We start from the raw sequence: 13,981 nt of genomic DNA, 5'->3' as shown, positions 1-13,981 counted from the left end.
ATGACCGATCCGCGTCACCTCCTGCTCTGGCCGGTGCTGGCGCAGATCGGTCTCACCTTTGGCCTCTATGTCTGGCTCTCCGTGGCGCGGCTCTTGGCGGTGCGTCGCGGCGAGGTGCAGTTCGGTTGTTTCGAGTTCGGCCGCGACGAGCCGGCGCCGATCGCCCGCATCACCCGCAACCTCTCCAACCAGTTCGAACTCCCCGTCATCGTCTTCGCCTGCGTCGCCTTGTTGATCGCCTTCGACCGGGTGACCTGGATCGACGTGTCCGCTGCCTGGCTCTTCTTCGCGGGCCGGGTGATCCATACCGGAATCCAGACGCTCACCGACGACGTGCGTCTCCGGGGCCGGGTCTTCGTCGTCAACTTTCTCGGCTGCGCCATCCTCGTCGCGCATCTCGGCCTCGTCGCACTGAGTTAGCGAAGCGGCAGCATCAGGAAATGCCATGACCGTCCAGGCCATCCTCGCTCCCGTCTTCGCGCAGGTGCTGCTGATCTTCGTGCTGATGCTCTGGCTCGGGCGCGTGCGCCTCAGCGAGGTCAGAGCGGGCTCCGTGAAGGCCGGCGACGTTTCGATGGGCCAGCGCAATTGGCCGCCCCGCGCCCAGCAGGCGGCGAATGCGTTCTCGAACCAATTCGAACTGCCGATGCTGTTCTTCGCCCTGGTGCCGCTGGCGCTCTACACGAAGAAGGCCGACCTCCTCTTCGTCGTCCTGTCCTGGATCTTCGTCGCGACGCGCGCCGTCCATGCGGGCGTCTATGTCACCTCGAACCACGTTCCCTATCGTTTCCAGGCCTATGCGGCCGGTGCTCTGGTGCTCCTGGCGATGTGGATCATCTTCGCAGTGCGGATCGTCGTCGCCCCCATTGGAATTTGAGCTCACGTTTGGCCGCGTTCGAAGTCACTTTTGGCCGAGTTTGAAGTCACGTCCGGCGGAATTCGAACTCACGCCTGGAAAGTCGCCGCCCTCATCCGATAAAGAGGAAGGCTCATTGAGGTTGAGGATCGTCCCATGCGCGTACTCGTCGTCGGCGCCGGTGCCACAGGCGGTTATTTCGGAGCGCGCCTCGCGGAGGTGGGACGGGACGTGACCTTCCTCGTCCGTCCGGCCAGGGCCGAGAAACTGGCCGCGTCAGGCCTCAGCGTCAGAAGCCCGGTGGGCGACGTTCACCTCGCCGAACCCGCGACGGTCACGGCTTCCGACCTCGCCGCGAATGAGGGCGACGGCTTCGACCTCGTCCTGTTGAGCTGCAAGGCCTACGATCTCGATGCCGCCATCGCGGACGTGGCGCCGGCGCTCGGCCCGACGACGATGGTGCTGCCCGTGCTGAACGGCATGCGCCATCTCGATGCGCTCGATGCCGCTTTCGGGCCGGAGCGTGTCCTCGGTGGATCCTGCGCCATCGCGGCGACGGTGGCGGCCAATGGCGAGATCCATCAAATGAGTCCGCTCCACACCTTCACCTATGGCGAGCGGAGCGGTGGCCGGTCGGAGCGCGTCGAGCGGATCGAGGCGCTCATGCAGGGCGTCAAATTCCAGCCGCGCCTCAGCGAGACGATGGTGCTGGAGATGTGGGAAAAATGGTCGTTCCTGGCGACGCTGGCCGGCTCGACCTGCCTGATGCGTGCCACCATCGGGGATATCGTCGCCGCACCGGGCGGTCTCGCCTTCATCCAGGCCCTGATGGAGGAGTGCCGCAGGATCGCGGAAGATGCCGGTAACGCGCCGCGGGACAAGGTGATGCAGAACACGAGCACCACCCTGACGGCCGAGGGGTCCGCCTTCACCGCCTCGATGCTGCGCGACATCGAGAACAAGGCACGGATCGAGGCCGATCACATCATCGGCGATCTCATCGCCCGCAGCCGGGACGGCGCGCACCCGATGCTCGACCGGGTCTACACGCATCTCAAGGCCTACGAGAACCGTCGCGCCCGTGAGGCCGCCTGAGCGGCGGCCTCCGTCGGCACCGGACGATCAGTAACGCGGAGCGGGCGGCGGCGGAGGCCGATTGCCGTATTCGAGCTGCGTCTTGGCATCGTAGGGACGCTGGGGCGGAGGCGTCAGATCGACGGCGGGCGCGGTGGAGCAGGCGGCGACGCTGAGCAGGACGAGGCCCGCGAGGGCCAGATGAATGATGGGGGACATGACGATTGCGAAGCTCCGGACGTTGACGCAGCGGGCTCGGGCGCAGCAAGGGCACGAGACAGTTCTGGCGCCATGCCGTTTTGACGACGGATCGCGCCGGAAGCTCGGCTGTATTGTGTTCGGCTGCGGATCAAAGCGTGGCCGTATCGCGGCAACGTTTCCGCTCGGTCACGCTTCCCTAACCCTGAGGATTTCGTCCTGACCCCTCCCGCTCGTCTCTCCGCCGCCATCGAGGTGCTCGCCGACATCGCCGGCCGCCGCCGTCCGGCCGCCGATGCCCTCAAGGATTGGGGCCTCGCCCACCGTTTCGCCGGCTCCGGCGACCGTGCCGCCATCGCGAGCCTCGTCTACGACGCCCTGCGCCGTCGCGCCTCCGCCGCCTGGGTGATGGGAGAGGAGACGCCGCGCGCCATCCTCATCGGCATGCTGCGGCTGCAGCATGGACTTGCCGCGCCGACCATCGCCGGCCTGTTCTCCGGCGAGCGCTTCGCGCCCGATCCCCTGACCGATGCCGAGCGGACGGCCATTGCCGAGGGCTCCCTGTCCGATGCGCCGGCGCATGTGGCCGGCGACGTGCCGGACTGGATCCTGCCTTCGCTGGAACACCTGTTCGGCGACGCTCTGCTGGAGGAACTGCGTGCGCTGGCCCGTCGTGCCCCCCTCGACATCCGCGTCAACACCTTGAAGCGCGACCGCGAGACGGCATTGGCCGGCCTCGCCCATCTGGCACCGGAGCCGACGCCCCACGCGCCCAACGGCCTGCGCATTCCCCTGGGCGAGGACGGGCGCGGCCCCGCTCTGCATGTGGAGCCGGAATTCCTCGACGGGTGGTACGAGATCCAGGACGAAGGGTCCCAGATCGCCGGTATCCTGAGCGGTGCGCGCCCCGGCGAGACCGTGGTCGATCTCTGCGCCGGCGGCGGCGGCAAGACCCTCGCTCTGGCGGCGATGATGCAGAACCGGGGCCGGCTCATCGCCACCGACGACGACCCGCGCCGTCTCGCACCGATCCACGATCGCCTGCGCCGAGCCGGCGTCGAGGCCGAAATCCGCACGCCGCGCGGCGGCCGCGCCAGGGCCGACGTCCTCGGCGATCTCGACGGCACCGTCGATCGGGTCGTGGTCGACGCGCCCTGCACCGGCACGGGAACCTGGCGGCGTAATCCCGACGCCAAATGGCGCCTGCGCCCAGGTTCCCTCAGCGCGCGCGTCGCCGACCAGGCCGAAGTGCTCGACCGGGCCTTGCGCCTGGTACGGCCGGGTGGACGGATCACCTACATCACCTGCTCCCTGCTGAGGGAGGAGAACGACGCCGCCGTCGACGGCATCCTGGCACGTGCCGATGGCGGGCTGACGATCCTGCCGGCGGAGACGATCCTCGCCGACCATGTTCCCGGACTCGCGGAGGTGGTCCGGCTCACCGAGCACGGCCTGCAGATGAGTCCGGCGCTTACGGGGACCGACGGGTTCTACGTCGCCACCCTGGAACGGCGCGGCTGATGCGCCTCGACCGCCGGACATTGTTCGCCGCAGCCGCGGCGATGCTGTCCGGCGGTACGGAGGCCCGTGCCGAGGCGATTCCGGCTCCCGGCACCAACCTCGATGTGATCGACCTCTGGCCCGGCCTTCCGCCAGGAGGCGGTGGCCCCATCGCGGCCGATGGGCGTTTCGACGAGAGCCGCGATGGGGTGATCAGCAACGTCGCGCGGCCCTGTTTGCTGGTGATGCGTGCGCCGAAACCCAACGGCGCGGCCATGGTGGTGGCGGCGGGCGGGGGCTACCGCCGCATCGACATCGGCAATGAGGGAATCCCGGTGGCGCGATGGCTCGCCGGCGTCGGTATCACCGCCTTCGTCCTGATCTACCGCCTGCCCGGCGAGGGCTGGGCGGCCGGCCCCGACGCACCGCTTCAGGACGTGCAGCGGGCGCTCCGGCTGGTTCGGGCGGGGGCCGTGAGCTACGGCGTCGACCCCGAGCGGATCGGCGTCCTCGGCTTCTCCGCCGGCGGCCACCTGATGGGGGAGGCGGCCACGCGCGCCACGGCGGAAACCTATGCCGCGCTCGATGCGAGCGATGCGCTCTCGGCGCGGCCCGAGCTCGCCGGCCTGATCTACCCGGTCATCACCTTGCGACCGCCTTTCGATCGCACCTCCACGCGCCGTATCCTCGCGGGCGACCCGCCCGATCCGGTGAAGGCGTCGGTTTATTCGGTGGATACTCATGTGCGCGAGAAGGCGCCGCCGACCTTCCTCGCCCAGGCGGCCGACGATCCGATCGCGGTCGTAGACAACAGCCTGCTGATGTACTCGGCCCTGCGCGGTGCCCTGGTGCCGACGGAGCTGCACCTGTTCGAGCGCGGCGGCCACGGCTTCGGCCTCGGCGTGCCGGGCTCTCCGGCCGCGGCATGGTCCGGGCTGTTCCTCACCTGGATGCGCCGGCGCGGCTTCCTGCGGGCGTGACCGGACCGCATCCGGCGGAGCCTCCCCTGATGTGCGGGCGCGCCCAACGCATGTGGGCAGAGCGCGCCCTGCGGAACCTGCGCGTTGCACGGGGGCAGGGGCTCGTCTAACTCCGATGCATGAATACCGACCACGACAAGATCCTCATCGTCGATTTCGGCAGCCAGGTGACCCAGCTCATCGCACGGCGCGTGCGTGAGGAGGGGGTCTATTGCGAGATCGTCCCCTTCACCAAGGCGGCGGAGGCCTTCGCCGAGACCAAGCCCAAGGGCGTGATCCTCTCCGGCGGCCCCGAATCGGTCACGAGCGACGCCTCGCCCCGCACGCCACAGGTCGTGTTCGATTCGGGCGTGCCGGTCTTCGGCATCTGCTACGGCCAGCAGACCATGGCCGCCCAGCTCGGCGGCGAGGTCGAGGGTGGCCACCATGCCGAGTTCGGCCGCGCCGAGATCGAGATCCTGGCCGATTGCCCGCTGTTCAAGGGCGTCTGGCACGTGGGCGAGCATTACCCGGTCTGGATGAGCCACGGTGACCGCGTCACCAAGCTGCCCAACGGCTTCACCACCGTCGCCATCTCCAAGAACGCCCCCTTCGCCGCCGTCGCCGACGAAGCGCGCAACTATTATGCGGTCCAGTTCCACCCGGAGGTGGCGCATACCCCGCACGGGGCGCTTCTGATCCGCAACTTCGTGCGCGACATCGCCGGCTGTACCGGCGACTGGACCATGGGGGCCTACCGCGAAGAGGCGATCGCCAAGATCCGTGAGCAGGTCGGCAAGGAGCGGGTGATCTGCGGCCTGTCGGGCGGTGTCGACTCGTCGGTGGCGGCCGTGCTGATCCACGAGGCGATCGGCGATCAGCTCACCTGCGTTTTCGTCGATCACGGCCTGCTCCGCCTCGGCGAGGCCGACGAGGTCGTGCGGCTGTTCCGCGATCACTACAACATCCCCTTGATCCATGTTCAGGCGCAGGAGCTGTTCCTCGGACAGTTGGAGGGCGTCAGCGACCCGGAGATCAAGCGCAAGACCATCGGCCGCCTGTTCATCGACGTGTTCGACGAGGAGGCGAAGAAGATCGGCGGCGCGGCCTTCCTCGCGCAGGGCACGCTCTATCCGGACGTGATCGAGAGCGTCTCGTTCACCGGCGGCCCCTCGGTGACGATCAAGAGCCACCACAATGTCGGCGGCCTGCCCGAGCGCATGAACATGCAGCTGGTGGAGCCCCTGCGCGAATTGTTCAAGGACGAGGTCCGGGTCCTCGGCAAGGAACTCGGCCTGCCGGAGGCTTTCGTCGGCCGCCATCCGTTCCCCGGCCCGGGCCTTGCCATCCGCTGCCCCGGCACCATCACCGCCGAGAAGCTGGAGGCCCTGCGCAAGGCCGACGCGATCTACCTCGACGAGATCCGCAAGGCCGGGCTCTACGACACGATCTGGCAGGCTTTCGCCGTGATCCTGCCGGTGAAGACGGTGGGCGTGATGGGCGATGGCCGCACCTACGACCATGTCTGCGCGCTCCGCGCCGTCACCTCGGTCGACGGCATGACCGCCGACTTCTACCCCTTCGACATGGCCTTCCTCGGCCGCGTCGCCACCCGCATCATCAACGAGGTCAAGGGCATCAACCGGGTGACCTACGACATCACCTCGAAGCCGCCCGGCACGATCGAGTGGGAGTGAGGCGCGAACTCTCGGTCTGACGCGGTCTGACGCGGGCCGGCGCCAGCGAGCGCCCGCGCGCATCCGGGTCAGATGACCTCGATACCGGCCGTTCCGCCGGCCGCGTAGCGTGCGCCCGCCACCGCATCCCGCGCGAACAGGGTGTCGAGTTCCGCCACATCCCCTGTCGACAGTGCGAGGTCGACGCCCGCCGCGTTCTCAGCGAGCCGGGTCGCACGGCGGGCGCCGGGGATTGGCACCACGTTCGGTGCTTTGGTCACGAGCCAGGCCAGGGCCACCTGTGCCGCGGTGACACCGCGAGCTGTCGCGAAGGTGCCGAGCGTGTCGGCGAGGCGCCGGTTCTGCGCCAGGGCCGGCCCCTGGAAACGCGGGTTGCCCTTGCGGAAGTCGCCCTCGCTCAGCGCCTCCGGATCGATAGCCCCGGTGAGGAAGCCGCGCCCGAGGGGCGAATAGGCCACGAAGGTCACGCCGAGTTCGGCGCAGGTCTCCAGCATCCCGTCCTCCGGCTCCCGGCTCCACAGCGAATACTCGCTCTGGACCGCCGCGATGGGATGGAGGGCATGCGCGGCCCGCAACGTCGCCGGGGATACCTCCGAGAGGCCGAGCGCCCGAACCTTGCCCGCCGCCACCAGCTTCGCCATGGCGCCGATGGTCTCTTCCAGCGGCGTCTCGGGATTGCGGCGGTGGCAATAGTACAGGTCGATCGTCTCGATGCGCAGGCGCTTCAGCGATGCGTCGCAGGCCGCCGCGACATAGGCGGGCGTGTTGTCGATCCGGCGCGATCCGGCCGCATCGCGCACGATGCCGAACTTGGTGGCGAGGACGATCCCGTCGCGGCGATGCTTCAGGAAGGTGCCGAGCAGCTCCTCGTTATGGCCGAGACCGTACGTGTCGGCGGTGTCGAGGAAGTCGTAGCCGATATCGAGGGCCGCGCTCAGCGTCGCCAGCGAGGCGGTATCCTCCGTCGGCCCGTAGAATTCGGACATGCCCATGCAGCCGAGGCCGGGGGCGGAGATGGTGAGACCGGTGGTGCCGAGGGGCCGCTTTTGCATGGGACACATCCTGTTCATCGTGGACGCGATCTCTGACAGGGTGCGCTTCCTCCCATAAGCTGGGCAATCCTGAATGAGCTGCTGAGCGAGCTTCATCAATGCAGCGCGCCGACCTGTCGGATCTCGCCGCCTTCGCGTCCGTCGCGACCCATCGCAGCTTTCGCAAAGCCGCTGCGGAGCTTGGCGTCTCGCCGTCGGCCCTGAGCCATGCCCTGCGTGGTCTCGAAGCGCGGATGGGCGTGCGGTTGCTCCATCGCACCACCCGCAGCGTCGCCATGACGGAAGCCGGGGCGGCCCTCCTCGCGCGGCTCGGTCCCGCCCTGGCCGAGATCGGGGACGCCGTGGACGCCACGCGTCTGTTTGGCGACGACGTCACCGGTCATCTCAGGATCAACGCCCCGCACGCGGCGTGCCGGCTCATTCTCCTGCCGCTGGTGGCGCGGTTCCTGGCACGTCATCCCGGCGTCGCCATCGAGATCACCGGCGACAACGTGCTGACCGATGTGGTGGCCGAAGGGTTCGATGCGGGCATCCGCATGGGCGACCGCGTGGCGAAGGACATGATCGCCCTGCCCATCGGCGGCTCACAGCGTTTCGCCGTCGTCGGTTCTCCCGCTTATCTCGATCGGCACGGGTCTCCGCGCAGCCCACAGGATCTCGCCGTCCACGCGTGCATCCGACAGCGCTTTCCCGATGGCCGCATGTTCGATTGGGAATTCGAGAAGGACGGCGAGCCCTGCGACCTTGCCGTGGAGGGAAAACTGACGTTCGGCGATCAGGAATTGATGGTCGAGGCCGCGATCCAGGGCATCGGCCTCGCCTTCGTGTTCGAGGGCTATGCGGTGGAGGCTCTGGCGCAGGGCAAGGTGGTGCGGCTGCTGGAGGAATGGTGCCCGGCGTTTCCCGGTTTCCACCTGTATTATTCCGGCCGCCGCCACGTGCCGTCCGCCCTGCGGGCCTTTATCGTCCTGATGCGCGAGGAACAGCTGCGGTAAGACCGCTTAGGCAAAGCGTGAGTGCGACAACGGGGCGAGGTTGAGCTCCACCAGCACCGTATCGGTGACGAATTCGGCGGCGTGCCAGATCTCGGGAAGGACGTGGAACACGCTTCCCGGCCCGAACGCTACGGTCTCCTTTTCCGTCTCGATGATGCCGGCCCCTTCAGCACCTGGACGAACTGCTCGTGCGAGTGGCTGTGCCGCCCGGCCATCGTCCCGCCAGGAATGACGACGCGCACGAGGCTCGCGCCTTCGCCGTGCAGACTGCGCTTGGCGACGCCGTTCGGAGCCGTGGTTTCGGTCTGATCCGCCCAGGTGCCGCAAGGCTCGGTCATGGCGCGGTTTCATCCCATCGAGAGGGGGAAAGGGAGGCCTCAAGGCCAGACCTTGATCGACAGCGGCCTGCGGAGGAGGTCGCGGTCCGACGTCACGGTACAGCCCTCCCGGCGCAGCGTGACGTAGGTGAGAAGCGCGCTGTCGCCGACATCGTCGAAGTTGCGGCCCGTCGCCGTCGGGTCGAGGATCGAGGGATAGGCGATGAGATCGCCCTTTGCCGTGCATGGATCGTCGTAGAGCGTGGACCCGGCCAACAGCAGGCGCGGCTGATCCCAGGTCAGCAGATCCCGCGACGTCGTCCAGTAGAACCCGGATTCCGCGAAGCGTCCGCCGGCCTTGGCCATGAACACGGCGATCCACGCACCCGTCCCGCGATGGCGCACCATCGCGCCGACAGGGGCGGGGAACGGCTCCAGCGGCTTGCACGTCTCTGAGAGCAGAGGTTGTTTGATGTAGGGATCGGGAAAGGCCGCGGTGAAGCCGAGACCGGTCCAGGCGCGCCAGCGCGTCGGATCGGAGGGCCTGTCGGTGCGGAACAGGCAGACGCCGGCGGATTGGTCGTTGCCGCCCGTGGACCACCCTGTTGTGCCGACGAGGACATAGCGCCAGCGCCCGTCACCGACGATGTTCGAGGGGTTGAAGAAGCCGCGCTGGCGCCCTTGGCCGACCTCCTGGCGGAACGGCGCTCCGGCGACCACCAACGGAGGCGTGGCACGGGTGAAGTTGCGCCCGCCATCGCCGGAGGAGGCCGCCACGACCGTATTGTACCAGCACGCGAGATAGGCCTTCGCGCTGCAGCGTCCCTCGTGCTCGTTGGCCTGATACTCGTGATGGACGAGGGCTGCGACGGCCTTGCCGTCGTCGGTCCAGGTGGCGGTGATCCACGAGCGATCGTCATAGGCGGCCGGGTCGGCCTTCTCACCGGAATCGAGGACGATGGTGCAGTCGAGCTTGAGCTGGTCGAGGTTCGGCCCACGCATGGCCCGGTTGCGGTAATGCATGCCGAACAGGGCGACGCTGCCCGAGGCATCGCGAAACGCGCGCGCCGAGGCGTCGGGCACGTCCGCGCCATCGCAGGCATCGCGGCCGGCCTTGAAGATCGTCGTCGGCGACCCGACGACCGTCAGAGCCGACAATGGCGGCTCCGACCGTGCCTCGACGGCGTCGGAGACCAGGACGAGAAGGAGGAGAGCGAGGAGCCGCGTCATCGGGTGAGCCTGGACATCCGTCCGAGTTTGGGTTTTGAACCATTACAGTCTGCTTCACCCGGCCTGGATAGGCTCCATCGATCCACAGGCACGATTCGAAGGCCCTTCATGCTCATCCTGATCCTCGGCCTCGTGCTGTTCCTCGGCACGCACGCCTTCTCCATGCTGAGGGCCAAGCGCGCCGGCGTCATCGATGAGGTGGGCGAGAGCCGGTACAAGCTCGGCTATACCCTCCTGTCGGTGCTCGGCATCGTCCTCATCGCCTACGGGTTCGGCCAATACCGCGCCCATGGCTATATCGAGGTGTGGAACCCGCCGGTCTGGACGCGTCATCTCGCGCTGTTGCTCACGCTCCTCGCCTTCATCGCCATGGCGTCCGCGTTCCTACCCGGCCACATCCGGGCACGGGCCAAGCACCCGATGCTGCTCGCGGTGAAGATCTGGGCGACGGCCCACCTTCTCGCCAACGGCGATCTCGGCTCGATCCTGCTGTTCGGCAGCTTCCTCGCCTGGGCGGTCATCGCACGTATCAGCGCCAAGCGTCGGGCCCGCTCGGCGGGTGCCGTGGCGGCCCAGCACGGCGTGGTCGCGCAGCCGGCCGGCTGGCGCAACGATGCGATCGCGGTGATCGTCGGCTTCGTCGTCTGGTTCGCCTTCGCGAAATATCTACATCCGCTCCTCATCGGCGTGGCTGCTTGGCCGGGCCAGGCCTGAGGCCTGTCGCACGTGCCAGTCGCCAAGCCGGCCGGGCTGTGCTAGGCGCCGGGCTTGCTTTTCCTCAAGGCCGTCGATCGTATCGCGGTCGGCGTGAGACGACATGGCCGAGAACAACGAGTTCATCCGCGAGGTCAACGAAGACTATCGCCGCGATCAGGTCGCCCAGATCTGGAAGCGCTATAGCGGCCTGATCATCGCCGTGGCGATTCTCGTCGTGGCCGGCGTCGGCGGCTATCGCTATTGGCAGCACGACCAGCGGATGCGCGCGGAAGCGGCTTCCGAGAAGTTCGAAGCCGCCAACCGCCTCGCCAAGGACGGCAAGAGCCTGGAGGCCGACAAGGCTTTCGAGGCGCTGGAGGGCGATGCCCCGGGCGGCTACCGGATGCTGGCCCGCTTCCGCTCGGCCACCGAGACCGCCAAACGCGATCCTTCCGCCGGTGCGACCGAGTACGATGCGCTCGCCGCCGATACGAAGCTCAATGACGGCCTGCGCGACCTAGCCCGCCTCCGCTCAGCGTTGATCCGCCTCGACCAGCCGAACCCCGATCCGGCGCTCGCCAGCCTTCAGGGCCTCGCTGCGCCGACCGGCGCGTTCCGCCACACCGCCCGCGAGATGCTGGGCCTCGTGGCGCTGAAGCGCGGCGAGTACGATGCGGCCGGGCGCTGGTTCGACCAGATCATCGCCGATCCGCAGACGCCGGCGAACCTGCGCCAGCGCATCGAAGTCTATGCCGCCCTCGTCGCCGGCGGCCCGGTCACCGTGACCGCTGCGCCTGCGGCCGAGCCCGCCGCACCCCCGCCCGTGACGCGCTGAGCCGACTTCCGGCACGCCGCCTGCACGACGAATTTTCTTTGTACGACGACTGAATCGAGACCACCATGGACATGCCGACCGTCGCTATCGTCGGACGGCCGAATGTCGGCAAGTCGACCCTCTTCAACCGTCTGGTGGGCAAGAAGCTCGCCCTCGTGGATGACCGCCCCGGCGTGACCCGCGACCGGCGCGAGGGCGACGTCAACTTCGGCGGATTGGTGTTTCGCGTCATCGATACCGCGGGCCTCGAACAGGCCGACGCGGATTCGCTGCTCGGCCGCATGCGTGCGCAGACCGAGACCGCGATTCTCGAGGCCGACGTGGTGCTGTTCGTCATCGACGCCCGCGCCGGCATCCTGCCCGCCGATCAGCCCTTCGCCGAACTCGTTCGCCGTGCCGGTTGCCCCGTGGTGCTCATCGCCAACAAGGCGGAGGGCGGCACCGGCCTCTCGGGCGCCTACGAGGCGTTCTCGCTCGGCCTCGGCGACCCGATCCCGTTCTCGGCCGAACACGGCGAGGGCATCGGCGAGCTGCACGATGCGCTCATCGAAGCTCTGCCCAAGCTCGACGACGAGGACGAGGAATACGACGACGATCCGTCGAACCGCTCGCTGAAGGTCGCCATCGTCGGCCGCCCCAATGCCGGCAAGTCGACCCTGATCAACCGGATGCTCGGCGAGGAGCGCCTGCTCGTCGGTCCCGAGGCCGGTATCACGCGTGATTCGATCTCCCTCGACTGGGAATGGCGCGGCCGCCGCATCAAGCTCCACGACACCGCCGGCATGCGCCGCAAGGCGCGCATCGACGACAAGCTGGAAAAGCTCGCTGTGTCGGATGGCCTGCGCGCCGTGCGCTTCGCCGAAGTGGTGGTGGTGCTCCTCGACGCGACGATCCCGTTCGAGAAGCAGGACCTGACCATCATCGATCTCATCGAGAGCGAGGGCAGGGCGGTGGTCATCGGCCTCAACAAGTGGGATCTGGTGGCGGATCAGCCCGGCCTGCTGAAGAAGCTGCGCGAGGATTGCACCCGCCTGCTGCCGCAGGTTCGCGGCGTCTCCGTGGTGCCGCTCTCGGGGCTCGCCGGCGACGGCATCGATGCACTGATGAAGGCCGTGACCGAGACCTTCGAGGTCTGGAACCGCCGCGTCTCCACCTCGAAGATCAACGATTGGCTGAGTGCCGCGACCCAGCGCAACCCGCCTCCGGCGGTGGCCGGCCGCCGCATCAAGATCCGCTATGCCACCCAGGTGAAGAGCCGCCCGCCGCACTTCGCCCTGTTCGGCAACCAGCTCGACGGCCTGCCGAAATCCTACACGCGCTACCTCGTCAACAACCTGCGCGAAGCCTTCGACCTGCCCGGCGTGCCGATCCGGCTCTCGCTCCGGACGTCGAAGAACCCGTTCGACAAGGAGAATAAGGGCTGAGCCCTACGACCCGCAGGTGGTTTCGCTGAGCCAATCCACCACGTCGTCCAGTCCCTGGCGATTGGTGCGCCCGTTCTCGCGGGCGGCTTCGAACACCGCGATCTGCCGGTCGGCGCTGGTACCCTCGGCCAGGATGGTTCGTGCCCGCTCGACTTCCTCGCCACAGCCGAGGGCGTCGGCGTCCGGGTCGAGGAGGGCCAGAACCTTGTCGAGGGCGTCGGCGAAGGGGAGGGCGTCCTCGCTGGCCTCGTCGATCATCTCGGCTTCCGTGCCGCTGCGCTGTGCGCGCCAGAGGTTCTCCTCGGCCAGCGCCCGCGAGACGCCGTCGAGATCGGCATTGAGCTCCGGCAGACGGATGACGCAGCGCACGAGGCAGCGGAAGAGCGCCGCCACGGTGAGCGCATCCTCCAGCCGGGTGCAGGAATCGGCCACGCGCAGTTCCAGCGTCGGGAACTTGATCGACGGGCGCAGGGACCACCACAGGAAGCTCGCATCCTGGATCGAGCCGGCCCTGGTCATGATCCGCAGGTAGCGCTCATAGGCCTCGGGGCCGGAGAAGAGCTGCGGCAGACCCGTCCTCGGCAACTCGCCGAAGGCACTGAGGCGGTAGGCGGTGAGGCCCGTCGGCTTGCCCTGCCAGAACGGAGACGAGGCCGAGAGCGCGAACAGCAGGGGCTGGAACGGCAGCAGCCGGTTCATCAGGTCGATGCGGGCCTCCGGGTCGGGCACCTCCACATGGACATGCATGCCGCAGATCAGGCTGCGCCGTCCGGCAAGGCCCACATCCCGGAGGATGCCGCGATAGCGCTCGCCTTTCGTGGGCAATTGCCGAGCCCAGTCGGCGACCGGATGCGTGCCGGCGGCAAAGACCAGCAATTCGTGTTTCCTGGCGAGCCTGCCGAGGGCCTCGCGCTGCCCGGCCAGGACCGTTCGCGCCTCGCTGAAATCGGTGGAGGGCGGGGTGCAGACCTCCACCTGACATTGCAGCATCTCGCGCCCGATCTCGGGCAGACGCTCGGAGGCCTCCGTGTGGAACGGCTTCACCGACCGCCGCGGCGTCCCTCGCGTTTCGGCATCGGCCAGGAAGTACTCTTCCTCGATGCCGAAACGGTAGCTGTGGGCGGTCATGCAATCTTCCTGCGAGCGAC

15 protein-coding genes are annotated in these 13,981 nt (G+C 68.1%); 10 read left to right on the top strand and 5 right to left on the bottom strand.

What is annotated here, in order from left to right; genetic code table 11:
- The 3 genes from A3OK_RS0113440 to panE all read left to right on the top strand — a co-directional run bounded on the left by A3OK_RS0113440 (position 1) and on the right by panE (position 1,951).
- Positions 1-420 carry an MAPEG family protein gene (locus A3OK_RS0113440; RefSeq protein WP_019905401.1) on the top strand — a complete coding sequence of 140 codons (420 nt, stop codon included), beginning with the start codon at positions 1-3 and terminating at the stop codon, positions 418-420.
- A 25-nt stretch (positions 421-445) separates the two neighbouring features.
- Positions 446-877, top strand: coding sequence for an MAPEG family protein (locus A3OK_RS0113435; protein ID WP_019905400.1), 432 nt, complete (start codon positions 446-448; stop codon positions 875-877).
- Positions 878-1,012: 135 nt separating this feature from the next.
- On the top strand, positions 1,013-1,951 hold the full coding sequence (panE, locus tag A3OK_RS0113430; RefSeq protein WP_019905399.1) for a 2-dehydropantoate 2-reductase: 939 nt from the start codon (positions 1,013-1,015) through the stop codon (positions 1,949-1,951).
- A gap of 27 nt (positions 1,952-1,978) precedes the next feature.
- Here panE and A3OK_RS24335 read toward each other — a convergent pair whose 3' ends face one another.
- Entirely contained in the window at positions 1,979-2,149 is a 171-nt protein-coding gene (locus A3OK_RS24335) for a hypothetical protein (RefSeq protein ID WP_019905398.1), read from the bottom strand.
- A gap of 123 nt (positions 2,150-2,272) precedes the next feature.
- On the opposite strand from A3OK_RS24335, the gene A3OK_RS0113420 reads away from it, so the two are divergent.
- The 3 genes from A3OK_RS0113420 (at position 2,273) to guaA (ending at position 6,284) form a co-directional block, all read left to right on the top strand.
- On the top strand, positions 2,273-3,649 hold the full coding sequence (locus A3OK_RS0113420; protein ID WP_026597243.1) for an RsmB/NOP family class I SAM-dependent RNA methyltransferase: 1,377 nt from the start codon (positions 2,273-2,275) through the stop codon (positions 3,647-3,649).
- Complete coding sequence (locus A3OK_RS0113415; RefSeq protein WP_019905396.1) at positions 3,649-4,608, top strand: alpha/beta hydrolase; 960 nt, start codon at positions 3,649-3,651, stop codon at positions 4,606-4,608. Before A3OK_RS0113420 ends, A3OK_RS0113415 begins: the two co-directional genes overlap by 1 nt.
- Before the next feature lie 119 nt (positions 4,609-4,727).
- Positions 4,728-6,284: a glutamine-hydrolyzing GMP synthase gene (gene guaA / locus A3OK_RS0113410; protein WP_019905395.1), complete on the top strand. Its 1,557-nt coding sequence runs from the start codon at positions 4,728-4,730 to the stop codon at positions 6,282-6,284.
- A 68-nt stretch (positions 6,285-6,352) separates the two neighbouring features.
- Here the strand turns inward: guaA and A3OK_RS0113405 are convergent, their stop codons facing one another.
- Positions 6,353-7,336 (bottom strand): aldo/keto reductase, encoded by a 984-nt coding sequence (locus A3OK_RS0113405; RefSeq protein ID WP_019905394.1) that lies wholly within the window; start codon positions 7,334-7,336, stop codon positions 6,353-6,355.
- A gap of 98 nt (positions 7,337-7,434) precedes the next feature.
- Here A3OK_RS0113405 and A3OK_RS0113400 point away from each other — a divergent pair, with 98 nt between their 5' ends.
- Complete coding sequence (locus A3OK_RS0113400) at positions 7,435-8,331, top strand: LysR family transcriptional regulator (RefSeq protein ID WP_019905393.1); 897 nt, start codon at positions 7,435-7,437, stop codon at positions 8,329-8,331.
- 128 nt (positions 8,332-8,459) lie between these two features.
- Here the strand turns inward: A3OK_RS0113400 and A3OK_RS24600 are convergent, their stop codons facing one another.
- Positions 8,460-8,669, bottom strand: a complete 210-nt coding sequence (locus tag A3OK_RS24600; RefSeq protein WP_019905391.1) for a hypothetical protein — start codon at positions 8,667-8,669, stop codon at positions 8,460-8,462.
- A 39-nt stretch (positions 8,670-8,708) separates the two neighbouring features.
- Complete coding sequence (locus A3OK_RS0113390) at positions 8,709-9,878, bottom strand: hypothetical protein (protein ID WP_019905390.1); 1,170 nt, start codon at positions 9,876-9,878, stop codon at positions 8,709-8,711.
- 108 nt (positions 9,879-9,986) lie between these two features.
- Here A3OK_RS0113390 and A3OK_RS0113385 point away from each other — a divergent pair, with 108 nt between their 5' ends.
- From A3OK_RS0113385 to der, 3 genes are all read left to right on the top strand, one after another.
- Positions 9,987-10,592, top strand: coding sequence for an NnrU family protein (locus A3OK_RS0113385; protein ID WP_019905389.1), 606 nt, complete (start codon positions 9,987-9,989; stop codon positions 10,590-10,592).
- Between the two features lie 103 nt (positions 10,593-10,695).
- Positions 10,696-11,409: a tetratricopeptide repeat protein gene (locus A3OK_RS0113380; protein ID WP_019905388.1), complete on the top strand. Its 714-nt coding sequence runs from the start codon at positions 10,696-10,698 to the stop codon at positions 11,407-11,409.
- A gap of 65 nt (positions 11,410-11,474) precedes the next feature.
- On the top strand, positions 11,475-12,833 hold the full coding sequence (gene der / locus A3OK_RS0113375) for a ribosome biogenesis GTPase Der (protein ID WP_019905387.1): 1,359 nt from the start codon (positions 11,475-11,477) through the stop codon (positions 12,831-12,833).
- Positions 12,834-12,836: 3 nt separating this feature from the next.
- Here the strand turns inward: der and A3OK_RS0113370 are convergent, their stop codons facing one another.
- A complete protein-coding gene (locus tag A3OK_RS0113370; protein ID WP_019905386.1) occupies positions 12,837-13,961 on the bottom strand; it encodes a carboxylate-amine ligase in 1,125 nt (374 codons plus the stop codon).
- Between the last annotated feature and the right edge of the window lie 20 nt (positions 13,962-13,981).

The organism is Methylobacterium sp. 77 (assembly GCF_000372825.1).
In the GTDB taxonomy this organism is placed as follows: Bacteria; Pseudomonadota; Alphaproteobacteria; order Rhizobiales; family Beijerinckiaceae; genus Methylobacterium.
Note: the sequence above shows the minus strand (reverse complement) of the source record. Positions and strands in the feature narration are given on the sequence as shown.

Bases quoted from the DNA above. Each gene is read 5' to 3' on its own strand.
- A3OK_RS0113380 (WP_019905388.1), top strand. From the start codon at position 10,696: ATGGCCGAGAACAACGAGTTCATCCGCGAGGTCAACGAAGACTATCGC.
- A3OK_RS0113385 (WP_019905389.1), top strand. From the start codon at position 9,987: ATGCTCATCCTGATCCTCGGCCTCGTGCTGTTCCTCGGCACGCACGCC.
- panE (WP_019905399.1), top strand. From the start codon at position 1,013: ATGCGCGTACTCGTCGTCGGCGCCGGTGCCACAGGCGGTTATTTCGGA.
- A3OK_RS0113435 (WP_019905400.1), top strand. From the start codon at position 446: ATGACCGTCCAGGCCATCCTCGCTCCCGTCTTCGCGCAGGTGCTGCTG.
- A3OK_RS24335 (WP_019905398.1), bottom strand. From the start codon at position 2,149: ATGTCCCCCATCATTCATCTGGCCCTCGCGGGCCTCGTCCTGCTCAGC.
- A3OK_RS0113405 (WP_019905394.1), bottom strand. From the start codon at position 7,336: ATGCAAAAGCGGCCCCTCGGCACCACCGGTCTCACCATCTCCGCCCCC.
- A3OK_RS24600 (WP_019905391.1), bottom strand. From the start codon at position 8,669: ATGACCGAGCCTTGCGGCACCTGGGCGGATCAGACCGAAACCACGGCT.
- A3OK_RS0113400 (WP_019905393.1), top strand. From the start codon at position 7,435: ATGCAGCGCGCCGACCTGTCGGATCTCGCCGCCTTCGCGTCCGTCGCG.
- A3OK_RS0113390 (WP_019905390.1), bottom strand. From the start codon at position 9,878: ATGACGCGGCTCCTCGCTCTCCTCCTTCTCGTCCTGGTCTCCGACGCC.
- A3OK_RS0113440 (WP_019905401.1), top strand. From the start codon at position 1: ATGACCGATCCGCGTCACCTCCTGCTCTGGCCGGTGCTGGCGCAGATC.
- der (WP_019905387.1), top strand. From the start codon at position 11,475: ATGGACATGCCGACCGTCGCTATCGTCGGACGGCCGAATGTCGGCAAG.
- A3OK_RS0113370 (WP_019905386.1), bottom strand. From the start codon at position 13,961: ATGACCGCCCACAGCTACCGTTTCGGCATCGAGGAAGAGTACTTCCTG.
- guaA (WP_019905395.1), top strand. From the start codon at position 4,728: ATGAATACCGACCACGACAAGATCCTCATCGTCGATTTCGGCAGCCAG.
- A3OK_RS0113415 (WP_019905396.1), top strand. From the start codon at position 3,649: ATGCGCCTCGACCGCCGGACATTGTTCGCCGCAGCCGCGGCGATGCTG.